This is a genomic window from Rothia nasimurium, assembly GCF_928381705.1.
Taxonomy (GTDB): domain Bacteria; phylum Actinomycetota; class Actinomycetes; order Actinomycetales; family Micrococcaceae; genus Rothia; species Rothia nasimurium_G.
In genome coordinates, this window is record NZ_CAKMSR010000008.1 from 18,669 (window position 1) to 36,391 (window position 17,723).

Consider the following 17,723-nt stretch of genomic DNA (forward strand, 5'->3'; position numbering starts at 1 on the left):
CGGTTAAGCACCGCCGAACAGGGGGTAACTGTGCGCTCGCTGGAAAGTGCCCGAGAGCAAGTCTAGGATGAAAGTATGATGAACCAAGCGAAGGAAACCGCACCCCATTCCCACACCGGTGAAGCTCACGACATGGTCGGAGCCTACCAGGAGAAGCTCAACCGCCTACGGGCCGCTGTGCTGGGTGCCAACGACGGTATTGTGTCGGTGGCTGCTACTGTGGTCGGCGTTGCCGGTGCAACTGCTAGCACATCGGCTATTGGCGCGGCCGCAGCGGCTGCCGTGGTCGGTGGTGCCATTTCTATGTCCCTGGGTGAGTACGTTTCAGTCTCCTCCCAGGTAGACAGCCAGGAGACCCTGATCGCCAAGGAAAAGGGTGAGCTGCGCGACCTACCCGAACAAGAGCTGGACGAGCTGACCGAAATCCTGCAAGAGCGCGGCATCTCCCCGGAAACTGCCCGCAAGGCGGCCATCGAAATGACCGAGAAGAACGCCCTCAAAACCCACCTGCACTTCGAGCTGGGTATCGACGATGAGGACATCCCTTCCCCCTGGTCAGCGGCCTTTGCCTCAGCCGGGTCCTTTCTCATGGGTGCCCTGCTGCCCACCCTGCTGATTCTGCTCTTCCCCGAGTCGATTCGTATTCCGGTGACCTTCGCCGGTGTGCTGATCGCCCTGGCTATTACCGGCACTCTGGGGGCTAAGTGGGGTGGCTCCCCGCACTACGGCAAGGCGGCGGTGCGCGTCGTCGTCGGTGGCGCCCTGGCCCTGGCTGTTACCTTCGCTGTGGGTTCCCTGCTGGGGGCAAGCGGCGTGATCTAAAACTTCGGGATTCGGCCCCTGATTCTTTGAACCGGGGCGGACGCCAGCAGGCGGGTCTGCGCGAGCAGGCCCGCCTGTGTGCTGTTTTGGTAAAGGGCTAGACCTAATCCTATCTATAAAAATGCTGCAAATGATAGAAGGGTTCACCCAGGGTGAGAACCTTTACAGAGGCCTCGGATTACCATGACCGCAGCTTGAAAAGCCTGCCCATATCTCCTTCATCGTGAAGCCTGAGCACAATCTCATTCTCGGAGAAGACCGAGGTTCCATCGATGCTTGGGGGCATATCTGTATCAATAAGCGTGATGATTTGTTGTATTCCAAGATTTGAGTATTCCCGCATTACATCAAGAAGTTTCGACTTCTTGCGCTTATCTAATGATTCGAACACTCCATCATGGAAGACAAATGAGGGGAAGCCTTTGCCGAGGTGTGCCCTGAGTACTGCTAAGTCGAACGCAATACATAGAAGTTTCTTATATGTATAGCCTCGTTGTGCACTCGTGGTATTCCCTGACTCGTCAAGAATCTCAGCTTCAAACTCTGGATGATACTGCTGATTCAACGATACCGTGAGCAGCGCATTTTGATTAAGCACGTTATCAATTATCTCGTCAAAGAGCAGCCGGATAGTCCGATAGATGCTGTCGGTACCTGGACTATTCTTCTCCTCGAACTCCCTTTCCAAGGTAGATTCTAAGTGAGCCTTCTCTTCAACAGCGTTACGGATTTCTGATCGTAGCCTTTGGAGGGACTGGAAGTGCTCGCGTTGCCGGGTCAGGGAAACGATATCTGAACGTAGCTCAACTAGCTCATCTGAGGTTTCCTTGTACTTGCGCACAACGTCGGTATCGCTCAAGAAAGACAAATTCTCAGATCTAAGTTTGCCGAGTCGATTGAGCTCTATTTCCACTTCCTTGAGCCGAGACTCAACTTCTGCCTTCTCCTCCAATAGGTAACCACGACGCTCTTCAGTAATCGCCGCATTAAACGCAATTAACTGTTCGTAGTCACGCTTAATTTGCCCACTGAAAAGCACTCCAGCTTCCTCAAAGAGACGCGCGGCGCGCTCTGGATCAAACGCTATCTCCCCATCGTCTAAGGAGGATAGTATTTTCTTCCTGTTGTACATAAGCGTGTATCGTTCGGCATTCAGATTGGCGATTTCCTGATCAATCTGGTCGACAAGGTCTTTCGTTTTTGCCTTGTCTTGATCCCGAAAATCAAAACTATCAAGTTTCATCTGCTGCTTCTCCGCTTGCTGTTGCTTTAGAAGCAAAAGACCCTCGACTCGACTAAGGTCCTCAACGGATCCCCCGAGCTCAGACTGAATAGTCCTCTCATTGGAGCGAAGGGTATCAATCTGCGCCTCTTGCCTGTAAAAGTCAGAAAATAACTGAGCGTCAAAACCTAGGATATGAGCCACATACGGCTTCCAATCGGCATGCTTTGATGCGAATCGCTTGAGTTGAAAAACGTCAGAATAATCGTCCTGAGTGCGCAGAAAGTAACCCAGGCCCTTACGAAAGTCCCAAGGGCGAACGGCGCTTAGATTTAGAAGACCGTCCAGGATTACTTTAGAGCGATCGAACGCGACTTTGTAATGATCCCACTGCTCTTCGGGCAGGTGCTGAAAATCCTGGCCAGGTGAGGCATGTCGCTTAAAGCTAATCTTGGTTGCTTCCCTAACCGACCTTCGGATAGTTACGTAAGATCCTGACTCAAGTTCAAGTTCGAGATAAAAAACAAAGTCGTCGAATAGCTCCTCGTGTTTGAATAGGAACATCCTCGCGTCACGCCGCGCGAGTAGACAAAAGTCGAGAAGTAGACCAAGGGTAGTCTTCCCCAGATTATGCGTGTCCTTATTGCGGTTCTCTGGTACACGAATCTCCGCAAGAACAACGTTCAGACCATCATTAAAGTCGATTGGAGTAAACGCCTCATCGCGATTCGAGTAGATTCTAGACAGTTTCATTGGGACCTACATACTCGAACGAGTCAGTCTTGGAGCGGTACTCGATGAGACCCATTAGGTAGAGAAAGTTCACTGCCGGAAGGAATAAGACATCGCCTCCGGCCACCCGTTTCTTTGCCGTAGTACGAAGAGAGTCGTAGTCTTCGAGTCGCTTGCGCTTGAGGGTTTCCAGAACTATGAGAGCAACGTTGAGCACTGTTCGGTCAGGATGCGAGTGTTTCGTCGGCCTCAACATTGTCATCTCCTTTCACTCCGATGTCACAGTTCCAGTACATATAGAAGAGCAATGCTCTAGTCAGACGCTTGTGCTGCTTTTGTCTCAGTATGGGGTCTCTATTAAAAAGCAAGTCGATGAGATAGTCCATAACCTGATCGAAAGACTGATAGTCCTTTCGATGGGCGATGATTCGCAACTCAAGTTCGTCGACTGCTGACTCATAGGCACTGAGCAACTCATCATTTTCGGGAGCGGCAAGAAACTGCCGAATTTGTTCGGTTTCTTTCAAGTATTTACGCAGGAGTGTATTCGAGTAATCGTCACTCATCCCGTTCAGTCGATTCTTCGTGGCCAGATCAACTCGCGGGGCAGGTGGGTCATCGAGTATTGATACTATCTCGTCACGATGCTGGGCGAACGCAGCGACAATCTCTGCGATGTCCTCTGGGCTGATGATTAGTGGGGAGTCAATGGGATCTATGCCCGCGATCTCCGGTATGTTGCTGAATCGCTTCAGCCAAACCTCGATCTGCTCAATCCCGCAAAGATATATAGAGCTAGTGGGAACTCCACAGGCGGAGGAAATAGCCTGACGAATTGTAGATTCTCCATTACCGGTTAGTCGCCGATTCGAGAAAAGTATGTAGTGGTCGAGTTCGCCTGAGTCTTTCAGTAATTTGATCTTCGGGATCTCCTCGGCAATGACGCAAGTCTTGTTTGTTGCGCTGTAGAAATCAGACTCAGTGAAATACCTGTTAAGACCGTTCGTGTGTTTTGCTTGAATTATCACACAACCTGTCCAAGGCGCAGAGGTGCTCGGATAGAGTTGCGCGGTTCCTTGGAACCTTGCATCGCGTCCGCCATCTGGCCCCGTGGCAAAACCTTGCACGCCGATTCCGAGAATCTCTTGGCATATCAAAATGACTAACTCTTCGAACTGGCCAGGGGAGAGATTCTCGTATGCGTACTTCACCGGAATCACTCCCTTTTGTTAATAATTTTGTGCGCGTTTTCCCCGTTCTTTCAGGGGCGTGTGTACAGTCTCTCGTTGCTAATCTTAGCTATAGGTGGAGGCTCCTGGAATGGATGACACACCTTGGAGCTTTCACCGCACCACCGGCTACCATAGCTTCATTACCATCAGACACTCTTTACTTTTGTAGGCGGGTCTGCGTGAGCAGGCCCGCTTTTGTTGTGCCGTCCTGGGTACTCCCCGGGTGGTGGACTAGGGGTTAGGAGGTTGGCCCCGGGTGCAGGCTGACGACCTCCCAGCTGAAGGCCTCCCCGGCATTCTTACCGCAGGACGCCGGCCGCGGCGGCAGCTCGATGCGGCGGGCGGTGACTACCCAGAAGCGTCCGTCGCGGTGGGCTACGTGGGATGCGTAGAGGTCGGGTTCGGTGGCGGTCATTTCGTTGGGACTCAGGTCCTCGGAGCCTACCTGCTCACCGGTGTCCGCCAGGAGGGAGCGGACGGCCACCTCGGCCACCTGCTCGATGGGGGAGTGGGAGGAGCGGCCCCGCAGACCGGCGAGTTTTACCCGGCCCTGCCGGGCGCCCTGGGCCAGGGTGAGGGCCTGCTCGAAGTTCAGTCGCCCGTAGGTGTAGCCGGTGGGCAGGCTGATAGCGACCGGGGCGAAGCGGTGCCCGCCGGTGTGGGAGCACTCCCAGACGGTACCGTCAGCTAGTTGCTCGGCAACAAAGGACGCGATGGGTCGGCCCCGTACCGCGCAGCAGCGGTCGCGCTTAGAGTGAGTGCAGACAAGGGTGAGTGTTTCACGTGAAACAACCGCACCGGGTATATTTCCGGGGGTTTCGAGGGGGAGGGAGAGTAAATCCTCCGCGCCTGTTACCTCAAACGAGTAGAGCCGGGCGGGTGAAAAATCCCTACCCCCGGTAACCGCAAGGAAGGCGCGGCGGCGGGCGCCGACGTCCTTAACCTTCTGCCCCTCACGACCGGGCTGCCGAATCAGCAGCAGGCGGGCACCCACCTGCGCCATCTTCTCTTTAAGGGCGGCTGAGAGTTCTGCCCCAAAGACGGTTCCATCGAGAATATCGCGGCCCCAGCCGCCGGGGTGCTCCAGCAGAACCCAGAGCGTCTCGCGGGCAGCGGTGCCCGGTAGGTTCTCATCAACCGGCAGGGAGCAGGAATCGGCAGGAATAACAGGTGCGGTAGGGCTAGTCATGGGCATAAGTGTACGCCAGCGCGGGCTCCAAGGGGCGGCGAGTGTGCGTCATATCGCCGAGAGTGCGCACGGCTGCTGCACGCTCAGCGATATGACGCACGCTCGCGCAGGTCAGAGCTTCGCCTGCTCATTGGGTAGCCTAGATACATGACTTCACCCGCAGACTCAGCCCCCGTAGAGCCGCAGCCACCTGTGCGCATCGACGCCTGGCTCTGGTCGGTGCGCGTCTTCAAAACCCGCTCACTGGCGTCCTCCGAGGTCAAAGCCGGGCACGTGCGCATCAACAGCGAGCACGCCAAGCCCTCCCAAAAAATCAAACCCGGCGACACCGTCACCGTGCGCTACCCCGGCTGGGAACGCGTGCTCATCGTGCGCAAAACCATCTCCAAGCGCGTGGGTGCACCCGTGGCCGTCACCTGCTACGACGACATCTCCGCCCCCAAACCCGCCTACCTCACCAGCGGCGCCCTACCCCGCCGTGACCGGGGCGCAGGCCGGCCCACCAAAACTGAGCGCCGCGCCCTCAATAAGCTCCGCGGCTATGAGAAAGAATAAGTATGCCCCACACCCTGCGCCCGGCCGTCCTTGCTGACGTTCCCGCCCTCTCCGCCTTCGCTAGCGCGCACTTCCCCGACGCTGCCCCGCCCGTGGTGCCCCGCGAGTTCGTGGCGGCCTTTGTGAGCGAAAACCTAGATGAGGCGTCCTTCACCCGCTACATCGAAACCGGCTCCTACAGCTTCACTCTGGCCGTCAATGAAGCAGACGAGATTATCGCCTATTTCGGTATTGACCACGAGGCACCCCAGCCTGCCGAAATTCCCGGCAAGGCCGCCTACCTGAGCAAGTTCTACCTCTCCGCAAAAACCCGCGGAACCGGCCTGGCTAGGGAACTCATGGACGCCGTCATTGCGGCTGCCCGCGCTGACGGCAAAGACGGCTTGCACCTGGGCACCCACCAGCTCAACCACCGCGCCCAGGCCTTCTATGAAAAGATGGGATTCACCCGGGTGGGTGAGCGCACCTTCCAGCTCACTGCCACCGAAGTCGCCCACGACTACATCTACCACCTGTCTATTTAAAACCTGAAGATTGTGCAGGTCGGTGCGGTATTATGACTCTACGCCTTGCCTTCCCCCACTCGCTCGCAGCGGCAGGGCTCGAGGAGAATAATGAATTTTGAGATCCGCCCACCTGTGCCCGCAGAGGCCAGAGCGTGGGAAGAGCTGCGCATGACGTCCTGGCGTCACGCCTACGCAGGCACATTTACCCCCCGAAATGTTCGCTAAGCAGGAAGAGCAGCTGGACGCCCGCGCCACCGGATTTGCAGAGTGGCTTGATTCCACCGGTGGCACCGGTGAAGATATTCAGCAGCAACTGGGCCAGCACCGCCGAGCCCTGGTGGCGGTAGAAAAGGACGCCGCGGGCAAACTCCTGGGTCTGGCCTTCGCCTCCCAGATGCCGTATGAGGTGCAGAAACTTGAAATGCTCTACCTGCTGCCCGAGGCCTTCGGCACGGGAGTTGCCCAGGCTCTGCTGGGCGAGGTGCTCGACCCCGGCCCGGCCGAACTTGAGGTGCTCTCCACTAACGCCCGCGCGATTCGTTTCTATGAAAAAGAAGGCTTCACCATCGCCCGCTCTGACGAGTTTGCGGGCCGTAAAACCTACATCATGACCCGGCCCTAGCGGCCCCACTTTTGACTGTAACGCTAAATGCCATGGGCGCGGTAACGATTCGCGCCCATGGCATTTATCGTTACACTCAGCCGAGGTGGAGCGGCGCGCGGACGCCGGTGGTAGGGTGAAAGAGTCAGGCCGGGTTAGCCCCGCTGTGAGGAGCCCGGTTCGAACCTCACCAAGGAAAACACCCTATGACTAGCTCGCCCGCCGCGTCCGGCCGTCCGCCCCTGAATCGCGACACCACCGTCTGCATCTCCCTCTCAGCCCGCCCCTCAAACCACGGTATTAAGTTCCACAACTATCTCTATGAAAAGTTTGGCCTGGACTTTCTCTATAAGGCCATGACCACCACCGACATTGAGGCCGCTATCGGCGGTGTGCGGGCCCTGGGCATTCGGGGCTGCTCGGTATCGATGCCCTTCAAGCAGGCAGTGATTCCCCTGGTCAACGAGATAGACCACTCCGCTGAAGTGATTGGTGCAGTCAACACCATCGTGAACACTGACGGCTACCTCAAGGCCTACAACACCGACGTGATTGCGGTGGCCTCCCTGCTGGCTTCCCACCGGGTAGATCCCGACCTGCCCTTCTTGCTGCGCGGTTCGGGCGGCATGGCGGCGGCTGTGGCCGGGGCCTTCTATGACGCGGGCTTCCGCACCGGCACCATTATCGCCCGCAATGAAGAGACCGGCCGCGCCCTGGCTGACCGCTACGGCTACACCTGGGCTGCTGAGGTGGGCGATCTGACCGCCCCCGTGATTGTGAACGTCACCCCCATCGGCATGGAGGGTGGTCCCGAGGTAGACACCCTGGCCTACCCCGCTCCCACAATTGAGGCTGCCCAGGTGGTCTTTGACGTGGTGGCTATGCCCGTTGAAACCCCGCTGATTCGCGCTGGCCGGGCTGCGGGCAAGGAAGTGATTACCGGCGGCGAGGTCATCGCCCTGCAGGCTGCTGAACAGTTCAAGCTCTACACCGGGGTCGAGGTGAGTGACGCCGATGTGGCTGAGGCTGAGGCCCAGGCCAACTAGGTTCTTGAAAGTAATCGAAACCTTCATCAGCGCGTTCTTTGCACACGCAGATGAAGGTTTCGCTTACCCATACGGACGCCGGTAGGGTGGTTTTATGCCCTCCACACAGTCTTCTTCGCCCCGGCAGCCTTCACTGAACCGTCAGATTCTTGCCCTGGCGGTGCCCGCTTTTGGTGCCCTCATCGCTGAGCCCCTGCTGGTGCTGGCCGATTCTGCCATCGTGGGCCACCTGGGCAGTGCCCCGCTAGCTGGCCTGACGCTGGGTTCAACCGTGGTGCAGACCCTGGTGGGCTTCATGGTTTTTCTGGCCTACTCCACCACCCCGGCGGTGGCCCGGGCCGTGGGAGCAGGCGATACCCCCAGCGCTTTTGCTGCCGCCCGCAACGGCCTGTGGGTGGCTGCTGGCCTGGGTCTTTTCTTCGCGGTGCTGCTGGCGCTGACCGCAGGCCCCCTGCTGCGTGCGCTGGGGGCGGGCGGGGACGTCCTGACCCACGCCACCGCCTACCTGCTGCCCTCCCTTGCGGGTCTGCCCGGCATGCTCCTGGTGCTGGCGGCGACCGGTGCCCTGCGCGGTTTCCAGGACGCCAAAACTCCCCTCTACGTTGCTACCGCTGGCGCTGCCCTCAACGTGCCGCTGAGCTGGGCCCTGGTCTACCCGGCAGGCTGGGGTGTGGCTGGCTCAGCGGTGGCGACAGCGGTGGTGCAGTGGGGCATGGCCCTGGCACTAACCTACGCGGTGGTTGTGCGGACGCGGACGCCCGGCACGGCTACCCGCTCTTCCGGCTTATCGGCGCGAACCCCCGGCTGGCTACCCGACCGCGCCGGACTAGCCGCTGTCTTTCGGGTGGGGGCCTGGCTGATGGTGCGGGCGGCCTGCCTGCGGATTGCCCTGCTGGCTACGGTCTTTGTGGTGACCAGTCAGGGGGAGAAAAACCTGGCCGCCTACCAGCTGACCATGGCCTTCTTTAACCTGCTGGCCTTCGCCCTGGACGCCCTGGCCATTGCCGCCCAGGCCCTGCTGGGCAAGGAGATGGGCGCACAGGATCTTTCAACCCGGCAGGGGCAGAGCGCGGTGGTTCAGCTCAAAAACCGCCTGGTGCGGTGGAGCCTGGCCTTTGGCCTGGTTACGGCGCTGGTCTGCCCGGCGGTCGGGTTTGGCCTGGCCTGGGTGTTTACCCCTGACCCCGAGGTGCAGCGCCTCTTTGCTCTGTCGCTGCTGGTGCTGGCGGTGGGCCAGCCTCTGGCCGCCTATGTTTTCATTCTGGACGGCGTGCTGATTGGCGCCCAGGACGTGCGCTACCTGGGTCTGGCTGGGCTCTTCACCCTGGCGGCCTACCTGCCGGTGCTGGCCGGGTTGTACCTCTGGTTTGGTGCCGGTACGGACGCTCCCGCCCCGCTTGCCGGGGGCACCTCCTGGGGCTGGGGCGGGCTGGTCGATGGCCCCACCCTGGCCTACCTGCTGCTCTGGTGCTCCTACGCCCTGTGGTATATGGGCGCCCGCGCCCTCACCCTGGGCTGGCGGGCCCGCAGTGGGGTATGGCTGCGCTAGCCCGCCATAAGCTCAGCCAGCAGGGCCTCGACGCGGTGTTCCTGGCCGGTGGCGCGCAGCAGCTCAATGCAGGCGTCCAGGGCAGCAGCACGGGACTTCTTCAGCCTCAACGGCTCAAAAAACTCTGCCGCCAACTCATAGCGGCCAATTGCCAGCTCACTTTGCCCGGCGGCAGTCGCAGCTTCAGCGGCGACCACCAGCAGGCGGGCTGCCCGCTCCAGACACTCGTTCTCGCGGTAGGTTTCTACCAGCTCATCCACGAGCTGCTGGCTCGCAGAGTCATCGGCCGCCAGTGAAAGACGGGCAGCGAGATCCTGAGCCTGCATCACAGTCAGAAGGTCGGGGTGAGCCGCCTGCCGAGCCAGCTCCTGTAGCTCATTGACCGGGGTACGAAGGGCTTCAAGATCATCTACCCGTTCAGCAACCGGTGCCCACACGCGCACTACCTCGGCCAGCAGGGCAGGGGCGGCACCGCCGTCCGCCAGCAGAGGCCAGGCCGTCTCAAAGAACCCGTGGGCCTCAAGCGCCTGCGCCCCCGTGACAGGCCCACCGGCCAGCACCAAGAAAGCAGCCTCGGCATAGGCCATACCCGCCTCAAGGGAAGCCCCCGCCGCCTCATGCTCGCGGGCCACCGCCAGGTAGGACTCCACCGGGGTAAAGGACAGGGGAGTAGCGTCGGTCGCGCTCGCACCACCGGTCTGGGCACCTTCGGCGGCGTCCGCTTCGGTCAAACTAGCCGAACCAGCCCCGTCCGCCCCCGTAGGTAGCACAATGGGCACTAGGGCGGGCAGCTCGGTGGCGGCCTCCAGGGAGTCCGAGAACCGGGTATTACCCGCCCGGCGGTCAAAGGCCTGCGCCAGCGGCCGGGATTTGGCCAGCGCCCAGTCGTAGAGCTCCTTCAAGGTAGACCGTTCGACCTGACCGGCAGGCCGCAAGCCGGTGGGCATATCCCCGTGGTCTTCTAAAGCCCAGGCCAGGCCAGCGACGATATAGCGCAGGAAGTTGCGGTTATCGCCGGGATCCCCCGCCAGGTCAAGAGCGCGTTTGCCATGGTCAGCCAGCAGGTCAAAAGCCGCTTGAAGGTTCTGGCCGCGGGCCAGCACCTCAAACTCAACGCCCAGGTCGTCCGGATCATACTGGTCGCGATTAGCCGCAGCCCGCAGTAGGTGACGACCGGCTGCTTCGCCGTCCCCCAAATGCAGGTAGGCAAGGGCCAGCTGCCGGTGGGAGGCCGCAGGCTCCCGGTTACACAAATCTTCGGTGGGGGCACCCAGGCGGACGGCCGCCTCAAACTCCCCGTCGGTCACGTGGTCGCGCAGAATCCCGCCGTGCCTGCAGGAGCCGCAGTCCATCTCGTCCTCACCGTGCGCCAGCCAGCGGGCGCGCCAGGTCTCGGCGGCCTCGTCCTCACCGATATGGGCAGCCCACATGTACTCGGCCCGGTCAGGGGCCATCTCGCCCATGCCTGCCAGGCGGTAGCGGCGGCGCATCTCATCGAGCAGCTCGCGCGCCTGCTCCTTAGAGATCTGCGGGTAGGCGGTCATATCGCCGATAATCCACTTGAACTGCCAGAAGAGGGTGCGGGCGGTGAACTCGTCAAAGTGCTCGGGGTGGGCGTCATAGAGACGCAACAGCTTAGAGAACACCGCGAAGGACGCCGGGGTCGGCTGCCCAAAAACATAGGCCTCCACCAGGTTGAGGTAGGCCTCGGGCAGCATGGATTCGGGGCCCTCCCGCTCTAGGGTGCGGGTGATGTACTCCATGGCGGCGGTGCGGGCGCTACCGTAGGGCAGGTCGCGGGTTGCGGCAATTTTCTGGGCGGCTTCGTGGGTGGACCACACAGTCTTCTCCCTTGTTGGTAGCTATCTTTAGGGCTGGCGCAGGGCAGCTTCAAGCAGCTGAGCCAGGCTATCGCTGAGCAGGTTGGTTTCGGCCCCGCGCAGGCCCTCACCGGCGAGCATGAGGGCAGAGAGGTAGAGGGTCGTCAGGCCCGGCTCAAAGGACGCGTGCTCCGGCTGATGCAGTAGGCGGCGGGTATTCTCGTTGGCGTCGTTGAGCACCAGGGTGCGGGTCGGCTCGGCTGCCGTCTCGGTGAAGGAGCCGAGTAGCCCACCCCAGGCGCCACCGGCGTCCTCAGCCTCCTGGGCCAGGTCGCGGGCGCGCTCGGCTTCGGCATCGCGCAGCAGCACCGCGGGTACCTCGGCGGGGTCAAAGGTACGCAAGAGGACGCCGCAGTCCTGGGCCGCCAGTACGGCCCGGGCGCGCTCCAGGCCGCGCAGCACCTCGAACTCGCGTTCCATCTCAACCGCTGCCAGGGTCTGGGTGACGTCCTTGCTGGTCAGCTCGGTGACCTTCCAGCGGGGGCGGTCAGCCAGTTTAGCCAGCAGGTCGGCGTCGTAGACGTAGCCGCCGTTGACCACCCACAGCCCCTGGGCCCGCGCCACCGGAGCCACCCTGCGGTAGGCCTCGGTGGTGGGGGTGTAGAGCACCTGCCCGGTTTCTTCAATGACTTGGGTGAGCGTAGCGATACCGCCGGTGGTTTCAAAGGGCAGGGAACGCGCTACTACATCGAGCATGTCGTCGCTGGCTAAGGCCACCGCGCGCAGGGCTAGGGAATGGGTTTCAACAAAACGGTCACGCAGGGTACTGGGTTCAGAGAGGGTAGCGGTAATCCAGGTTTTGAGCTGCTCACCGATAGCCTCACGGGTGAGTAGAAGGATTTCGTCCTCGCGTAGCTGCTCGCGGGAGGCCGTTGGGGTCAGGGACTCCGAGTTCACCACGGCCCGCACAAAGAAAGCCCAATCGGGTAGCAGGGTATCTTCGCGGGTATTGACCAGCATGTTCTTCACGTAGACGCGGTGGCGGCCTGAACCCGGTGACACAGCCTGCGGCAGCACATAGGCCACACCGGTTGTGCCGGTGGCAGGCACATCGATCTCAAGAGCCGCCAGGGGAGTAAATCCCAGGGTTTTCTCGGCGTAGTTGGTCAGGGCCAGGGCTCGTTCGTGCTGGTTGGGCTGGTGCTCACCCTCCCCCTTAGCCCAGGGCAGGGCAGGTAAGGAAATGCGGCGCCAGATCCGCTGACCGGCAGCCGTTACTCGAACCGCCACCTCCACCGGGAGCATATCGGCGTAGTCGCTGGCCAGCGTCACCACCGTTTCCTCGGCAACCCAGTGGGCGGCGTCCGCCCGCGCCTTCAGGCGAATCGTCGTGCCGACCTCGGGAACCTGCCCGGCGGCGTCCTCACCGCCGGCTAGCTGAAGCACCTCAAAGGTGCCGTCCGCATGACCCAGCCAGCGCACCGGGGCAGCTCCCGGCAACACACTCTGAGAGGTGACCTCAACCGTATCGGCAATCAAAAAACAGGCCAGTAGGCCAATACCGAACTGGCCCAAAAACTCGGCGCGCCCCTCGTTAAAGACTTCATCGCGCTTAGAAGTACGGCCAATCGTCGCCAGAAACTCCTCAGCCTGCTCGGCCGTCAGACCCACACCGGTGTCGGTAATGGTGATGCCGGTGCCGTCCTCCCAGGGTTCTAGCAGCACCCGGGCCGGGGCGTCGGCGTCCTGCTCCCGGCGGGCAGTAATAGCATCGACCCCGTTCTGAATGGCCTCGCGCAGATAGACCTGCGGGCCTGAGTACAGGTTCTTCGACAGCAGCTCAACCAGGCCGCCCAAATCAACCTTAAAACGTTGTGACAAGGCTATTCCTCCTCCCCAAAGCCAAAGGCGGAGGCAAGGTTCTCGAAGTACTCTAGTGAAGTCTGCATAGCAGCCCGTAGGTGCTCGTCAATCTGGGCGTCCGTTGCCCCGCCTACATACACCATGCTCAGCTCAACCGGCAGAATCACCAACCCCTGACCGTCCTCTTCAATCCGGTAGGAGAAGACCTTGGGGAAGAGGTTCTGCTGGTTCCAGGCATTGGTGAACTCGTTGAGGGCAGGCAACGCCTCCAGGGGGAAGGTACCCCGGTAGCTACCGCGCACGCTCAGCAGATCCCGGGCGGGGGCGTTAGAGAGGGTGTAGTAAAAGTAGCCCCGCTCAAAATGGAACACGGCGGTGCCGTCGTCGCCCAGCTCGTAATCCACCTCAAGGCGGTCAAGGGCAGCCAGCATACGCTCGTTAGTAATCGGCATGAGTAGCTGCGCGGCAGACTGGACGGAATCAAAGTACCCCATGGTTCCTCTTTCAACGGTGGAAGATACTGGTACGGTTCTCTCTATCCTATAGGTTCGGGCAAAGGTGGGTTGGGGTGGAGGATGGAAGCCGACGCTGAGATCTGTCGAGACCGCCCTACAGATTGCTGATAGCATTTGCTATCTTAAAACTATGGATACCGTGCAGTTGGCCCGGGCGGCTCACACCGCCCAGCAAAAGATAGAAGAAGGACGCCAGCAGCTCGTGAACGCTGTGCGTTCGGCTTATCGGGCGGGCATGTCACAGCGGGCTATCGCTCAAGTCGTTGGGCGAAGCCAACCAGAGGTTTCCCGTATCATTCATTTTCATGGAACCTCGCCTCACGGCCGCGTTCTTAGAGAGCGCCGGGCAGAGCTCATAGACTATTTCGAAGAACACGGGGTAGATAACGTGAGGGTCTTTGGGTCTGTAGCAACTGGTCAAGATAAACCCACATCAGATATCGACCTGCTTGTCACAGCGCACAGGCCTCTCGGCCTGCTTGCACAGAGCCGTTTGCAGGCTGAAGCTACACAGATTCTGGGCGCCCCTGTTGATATTGTTTTTGACCATGCGATTCGCCCCGATGTGCGTGACCGAATTGTGAATGAAGCGGTGCTCTTATGAGTAGAACGATTGAACGGAGCCTTTAACCCTCTACGCCCCTTCGCTCCTGACTCCGGGGTGATGCACCGGGGGCAGAAACGAAAGGGCGTAGGTTAGGGGCCTTGATTCTTTAGGCGCTCGCCAGGGCGGCCCGGCGGGCCTGGCGTTCGGCTTCTGCCTTATCTTCGCGGCGGTGGCGAATCCAGATGCTCAGGGCAGTGCCCGCAACAGCCAGGGTAATCCAGCCCAGCAGCCAGACAATACCCGTTGCAATACCGATGGAGCCACCGGCAATCAGGGAGCGGAAAGCCTCCAGCGCGTGAGTCAGCGGCAGCCAGGGGTGGATAGCCTGCAGGAAGGCCGGGGCGGTCTCAATCGGGTAGGTACCGCCCGCCGCACCAATCTGAACCACGGTCAGAATCAGGGCGATGAAACGGCCGGGGGCATCCAGCAGGGCAATGAGGGCCTGGTTGATGGCCAGGAAGGTGATGGAGGTCAGGACGGCAAAGCCGGTTAGGCCCCAGAAGTTCCTCTCTTCAATGCCCACCCAGTAGTGGATAACGGTAGACATCACGGTGCCCTGAACAATACCCATGAGCAGCACCGGTACCAGGGCCCCGCGCAGGGTTCGCAGGCCGGAGTGACCGCCGCGGGCGAACTTGCGGGAGATGGCCGGGTACATCATGAAGTAGGCGATAGCGCCGACCCACAGGCCCAGGGTCATGAAGTAGGGGGCCAGGCCATGGCCGTAGGTGGGCACCTCGTTCAGGCGGGTTTTCTCAATGGTGACGGGGTCGCTGGTGACCGCGCTGAGTTCGCTGGCCTGGTCGGTGGTGTAGCTGGGAACCTGCCCCACGGCGTCCCCCAGGGAGGTCGCTAGCTGGGTGTTGCCGTCCTCTAGCTCGTTCAGGCCGTTGGCCAGGGAGGACGCCCCGTCCACAGCTGAGCCTGCCCCCTCATTGAGGGTTGCGGCGCCGCTGGCGAGGCTGGTGGCGCCCGATGAAAGGCTGCTGGTTCCTTCAGCGAGGGTCTGGGCGCCGTCGTTGAGGGTGGCGGACCCGCTAGCCAGGGAGTTGGTGCCCTCGGCCAGGGTGGACGCGCCCGATGAGAGGGTGCCGGTGCCGTCCGCTAGGGTGGATGCACCGCTGGCCAGAGTGCTGGTGCCCGAAGCGAGTGAGGCTGCCCCGTCATTGGCCTGGGAGATAGCGGTGACCAGGGCGCCCAGGCTGGTGGAGAGGGTTCCTGCCTTGCTGTTGAGGGTTGCAGCTCCCTGGCTAAGGGCGTCTGCCCCGTTAGAGAGGGAAGTTGCGCCGCTTGCCAGCTGGCCTGCCCCGCTGTCGAGAGCGGACGCCCCCGCAGCCAGCTTGGTCAGGCCGCTTGAGTCGGTGCCCACCAGGGTATCTGCCCCGGTGGCGAGCTGCCCGGCGGCTGTGTCTACAGCCCCGGCCCCGCTGGCAAGGGCGGACGCCCCCGCGTTGAGCTGCTGCAGGGCAGCGAGTTTCTGCTCATCGGTGAGGTTGCCCCAGTTGTCGATGAGGGCCTGGGAGCTGGTCGAAAGGCCCTGCGCGCCGCTGGCAAGGGTGCCGGTGGCGGTGTGCAGCTGCTCCGCGCCGTCGGCGAGATTCTGGGCACCGGTGACGGCGGCGTCCGCACCATCCGAGAGGGTGGTGGCGCCGCTTGCGAGCTGCCCGGCGGCGTCCTCAAGGCTCTGTGCGCCGCTGGCAAGGTCAGAGGCGCCGGACGCCAGGGAGCCGGTGCCCTCGGTCAGGGCGGGGAGCTGCTCGGGTAGGGCAGATACGGCGGAGTTGATCTGGCTCAGGCCGTCCGAGAGGGAGGCTGCACCGCTGGCGGCACTATCAGCACCGTTCGCCAGCGAGGTGGCACCGCTGTTCAGTTCTGCGGCACCGGAGGCCAGGGAGGACGCGCCGTTGTTCACCTGAGTCGCGCCGTCGGCTAGGGAGGCTGAACCGGACGCCAGCGAGCTAGCGCCATTGTTCACCTGAGTGGCGCCGTCCGCCAGGGTGCTTGCCCCGGAGCTCAACTCGCCGGTGCCCGACTTGAGGTCGGTCAGGCCCACCACGAGCTCGTCGGAGCCATCCTTAGCGCTGGTGGAGCCATCAGCGAGCTGGCTGGCGCCGTCCGCTGCCTGCCCCAGGGAGTCGTGGATATCGGTGAAGCCCGCGTAGATGTTGTTGAGGTACTCGGTGGACACCTGGCTGGCCAGGGTGTCGGTGACCGCCGTGCCCAGAGAGCTGGCGATATTGCCCGAGATGATGTTGGAGCCGTCATTGGTGGTGATATTTAGCTTGGCGGTCTGGGCTGCCGCCGCGTCGTTTTCAGACACTGACGCGACGTTCGCAGAGAAGTCAGACGGAATCGTCAAAATAGCCTGGATGTCACCGTTTTCGAGCTTGGTCTGCGCTTCGTCTGCGCTCATGGTCGACCAGTCAAAATTCTGTTTGCTGTCGTTGCTCAGAAGCTCGTCGGTGAGGTCTTGACCCAGGTTAAGGGTGCTGCCGGTGGCTGTGGTTGCCGGTGAATCTTCGTTCACAATGGCAGCCGGAACGGCGTCGATGGTGCCCGTGGGGTCATAGTTAGCCCAGGTTAGAATGCCTGAGTAAATCGAGGGGATGATAATGACGGCCAGCAGCACCAGGTACTTCATGGGGCTGAAGCGATGCGGGTGCAGCTTGGGGCGTTTAGCGCGTGTTGAGGGCACGGGATCTCACCTACTTTCGGCTTGTTGGGATCGTGAAAAGTCTGTTTCTCGGGTTAGGAAATCACGGCTTGCATCATCTGGGCAAGGTGTTCGCCGGTGGCTTCTGCGGTGTTTTCGCCGGTGAAGTCGGTGGCCAGCCAGCGGACGGCCAGCCAGGCGACCCCGGCGGCAACGAACTGGACGTAGTCGCTGGTGAGGTCGGGGTTCTTGGCGATGAAACGTTCGGCAACGGCCGGTCGGCTGAGAAAACGGTGGCTGAGGAAGTCGATGAGCTCGGCGACCAGGGAGGAGTTGCCCGAGATAGCCAGTACATTGCGGTAGAAATCCGCGTCGGCCTGCAGCTGCTTGAGCAGGTTGGTGCTGACCTCGCTGGTAAAGACAGCAACGGACGCAGCGGGGTCGGCTGGTAGTAGGGCGTCGAAGGCAGCGCTGAGTTTGGTGAGGGCCGCGGCGTGAATGAGCTCGTGGACGTCGGTGAAGTGCTGGTAGAAGGTGGGGCGGCTGACCCCTGCGGTCTTGACCAGGGTTGTGATGCTGAGGTTGCCGGGGTCGCTGGTGCCCAGGGCCTCGGTGGCGGCGTCGATGAGGGCTGCGCGAGAGCGGGCCGGACGCGGGTCGGCGGCGCGGGCGTCCTCTGCGGCGGGTGCCAGGGTGGGGGTCATAGCGGGTATCCTCTGCCAACAATTTTTCTTACAGATGTAAAGTTTACACTTGTAAAAAATATCGGCAAGCGGTGAGTGTGTGAGATAAGAAATAGCTGTCTAGGTAG

The 17,723-nt window shown here is 61.1% G+C and carries 16 protein-coding genes; 7 read left to right on the forward strand and 9 right to left on the reverse strand.

From position 1 onward, the window contains the following. The first annotated feature begins 75 nt into the window (after positions 1 to 75). Complete coding sequence (locus L6762_RS07725; RefSeq protein WP_423817094.1) at positions 76 to 822, forward strand: VIT1/CCC1 transporter family protein; 747 nt, start codon at positions 76 to 78, stop codon at positions 820 to 822. 178 nt (positions 823 to 1,000) lie between these two features. Here the strand turns inward: L6762_RS07725 and L6762_RS07730 are convergent, their stop codons facing one another. The 4 genes from L6762_RS07730 to L6762_RS07740 form a co-directional block, all read right to left on the reverse strand. After that, the gene (locus L6762_RS07730) at positions 1,001 to 2,797 is read right to left on the reverse strand and encodes a DUF2326 domain-containing protein (protein WP_237186572.1); all 1,797 of its coding nucleotides are present in this window, start codon (positions 2,795 to 2,797) and stop codon (positions 1,001 to 1,003) included. Further along, positions 2,784 to 3,038 carry an ABC-three component system middle component 8 gene (locus L6762_RS12070; RefSeq protein ID WP_423817095.1) on the reverse strand — a complete coding sequence of 85 codons (255 nt, stop codon included), beginning with the start codon at positions 3,036 to 3,038 and terminating at the stop codon, positions 2,784 to 2,786. Before L6762_RS12070 ends, L6762_RS07730 begins: the two co-directional genes overlap by 14 nt. Continuing rightward, positions 3,001 to 3,987 carry an ABC-three component system protein gene (locus L6762_RS07735; RefSeq protein ID WP_237186580.1) on the reverse strand — a complete coding sequence of 329 codons (987 nt, stop codon included), beginning with the start codon at positions 3,985 to 3,987 and terminating at the stop codon, positions 3,001 to 3,003. Before L6762_RS07735 ends, L6762_RS12070 begins: the two co-directional genes overlap by 38 nt. Positions 3,988 to 4,246: 259 nt before the next feature. Then, positions 4,247 to 5,197, reverse strand: coding sequence for a sucrase ferredoxin (locus L6762_RS07740; RefSeq protein WP_237186589.1), 951 nt, complete (start codon positions 5,195 to 5,197; stop codon positions 4,247 to 4,249). 147 nt (positions 5,198 to 5,344) lie between these two features. Here L6762_RS07740 and L6762_RS07745 point away from each other — a divergent pair, with 147 nt between their 5' ends. From L6762_RS07745 to L6762_RS07765, 5 genes are all read left to right on the forward strand, one after another. Beyond that, positions 5,345 to 5,752: an RNA-binding S4 domain-containing protein gene (locus L6762_RS07745; RefSeq protein ID WP_237186591.1), complete on the forward strand. Its 408-nt coding sequence runs from the start codon at positions 5,345 to 5,347 to the stop codon at positions 5,750 to 5,752. 2 nt (positions 5,753 to 5,754) lie between these two features. Further along, entirely contained in the window at positions 5,755 to 6,276 is a 522-nt protein-coding gene (locus L6762_RS07750; protein WP_237186593.1) for a GNAT family N-acetyltransferase, read from the forward strand. A gap of 196 nt (positions 6,277 to 6,472) precedes the next feature. After that, the gene (locus L6762_RS07755; RefSeq protein WP_237186607.1) at positions 6,473 to 6,880 is read left to right on the forward strand and encodes a GNAT family N-acetyltransferase; all 408 of its coding nucleotides are present in this window, start codon (positions 6,473 to 6,475) and stop codon (positions 6,878 to 6,880) included. Between the two features lie 185 nt (positions 6,881 to 7,065). Next, complete coding sequence (locus tag L6762_RS07760; RefSeq protein ID WP_237186610.1) at positions 7,066 to 7,905, forward strand: shikimate 5-dehydrogenase; 840 nt, start codon at positions 7,066 to 7,068, stop codon at positions 7,903 to 7,905. A 94-nt stretch (positions 7,906 to 7,999) separates the two neighbouring features. Continuing rightward, entirely contained in the window at positions 8,000 to 9,454 is a 1,455-nt protein-coding gene (locus L6762_RS07765; RefSeq protein ID WP_237186612.1) for an MATE family efflux transporter, read from the forward strand. On the opposite strand, the gene L6762_RS07770 is transcribed toward L6762_RS07765, so the two are convergent. The 3 genes from L6762_RS07770 to L6762_RS07780 are packed head-to-tail and all read right to left on the reverse strand — an operon-like array spanning position 9,451 to position 13,631. Next, positions 9,451 to 11,295: a hypothetical protein gene (locus L6762_RS07770; RefSeq protein WP_237186626.1), complete on the reverse strand. Its 1,845-nt coding sequence runs from the start codon at positions 11,293 to 11,295 to the stop codon at positions 9,451 to 9,453. The two genes, L6762_RS07765 and L6762_RS07770, sit on opposite strands and share 4 nt — an antisense overlap. A gap of 27 nt (positions 11,296 to 11,322) precedes the next feature. Then, the gene (locus L6762_RS07775) at positions 11,323 to 13,155 is read right to left on the reverse strand and encodes an HSP90 family protein (protein ID WP_237186632.1); all 1,833 of its coding nucleotides are present in this window, start codon (positions 13,153 to 13,155) and stop codon (positions 11,323 to 11,325) included. 2 nt (positions 13,156 to 13,157) lie between these two features. Beyond that, positions 13,158 to 13,631 (reverse strand): YbjN domain-containing protein, encoded by a 474-nt coding sequence (locus L6762_RS07780; RefSeq protein ID WP_237186634.1) that lies wholly within the window; start codon positions 13,629 to 13,631, stop codon positions 13,158 to 13,160. 151 nt (positions 13,632 to 13,782) lie between these two features. Between L6762_RS07780 and L6762_RS07785 the strand changes: the two genes are divergently transcribed. Beyond that, positions 13,783 to 14,256, forward strand: a complete 474-nt coding sequence (locus L6762_RS07785; protein ID WP_237186636.1) for a nucleotidyltransferase family protein — start codon at positions 13,783 to 13,785, stop codon at positions 14,254 to 14,256. Positions 14,257 to 14,365: 109 nt separating this feature from the next. On the opposite strand, the gene L6762_RS07790 is transcribed toward L6762_RS07785, so the two are convergent. Then, a complete protein-coding gene (locus L6762_RS07790) occupies positions 14,366 to 16,954 on the reverse strand; it encodes a YhgE/Pip domain-containing protein (protein WP_237186637.1) in 2,589 nt (862 codons plus the stop codon). Between the two features lie 53 nt (positions 16,955 to 17,007). Then, a complete protein-coding gene (locus L6762_RS07795) occupies positions 17,008 to 17,616 on the reverse strand; it encodes a TetR/AcrR family transcriptional regulator (protein WP_237186646.1) in 609 nt (202 codons plus the stop codon). Between the last annotated feature and the right edge of the window lie 107 nt (positions 17,617 to 17,723).

Bases quoted from the DNA above. Each gene is read 5' to 3' on its own strand.
- L6762_RS07755 (WP_237186607.1), top strand. From the start codon at position 6,473: ATGTTCGCTAAGCAGGAAGAGCAGCTGGACGCCCGCGCCACCGGATTT.
- L6762_RS12070 (WP_423817095.1), bottom strand. From the start codon at position 3,038: ATGACAATGTTGAGGCCGACGAAACACTCGCATCCTGACCGAACAGTG.
- L6762_RS07780 (WP_237186634.1), bottom strand. From the start codon at position 13,631: ATGGGGTACTTTGATTCCGTCCAGTCTGCCGCGCAGCTACTCATGCCG.
- L6762_RS07745 (WP_237186591.1), top strand. From the start codon at position 5,345: ATGACTTCACCCGCAGACTCAGCCCCCGTAGAGCCGCAGCCACCTGTG.
- L6762_RS07740 (WP_237186589.1), bottom strand. From the start codon at position 5,197: ATGACTAGCCCTACCGCACCTGTTATTCCTGCCGATTCCTGCTCCCTG.
- L6762_RS07725 (WP_423817094.1), top strand. From the start codon at position 76: ATGATGAACCAAGCGAAGGAAACCGCACCCCATTCCCACACCGGTGAA.
- L6762_RS07785 (WP_237186636.1), top strand. From the start codon at position 13,783: ATGGATACCGTGCAGTTGGCCCGGGCGGCTCACACCGCCCAGCAAAAG.
- L6762_RS07765 (WP_237186612.1), top strand. From the start codon at position 8,000: ATGCCCTCCACACAGTCTTCTTCGCCCCGGCAGCCTTCACTGAACCGT.
- L6762_RS07795 (WP_237186646.1), bottom strand. From the start codon at position 17,616: ATGACCCCCACCCTGGCACCCGCCGCAGAGGACGCCCGCGCCGCCGAC.
- L6762_RS07760 (WP_237186610.1), top strand. From the start codon at position 7,066: ATGACTAGCTCGCCCGCCGCGTCCGGCCGTCCGCCCCTGAATCGCGAC.
- L6762_RS07730 (WP_237186572.1), bottom strand. From the start codon at position 2,797: ATGAAACTGTCTAGAATCTACTCGAATCGCGATGAGGCGTTTACTCCA.
- L6762_RS07750 (WP_237186593.1), top strand. From the start codon at position 5,755: ATGCCCCACACCCTGCGCCCGGCCGTCCTTGCTGACGTTCCCGCCCTC.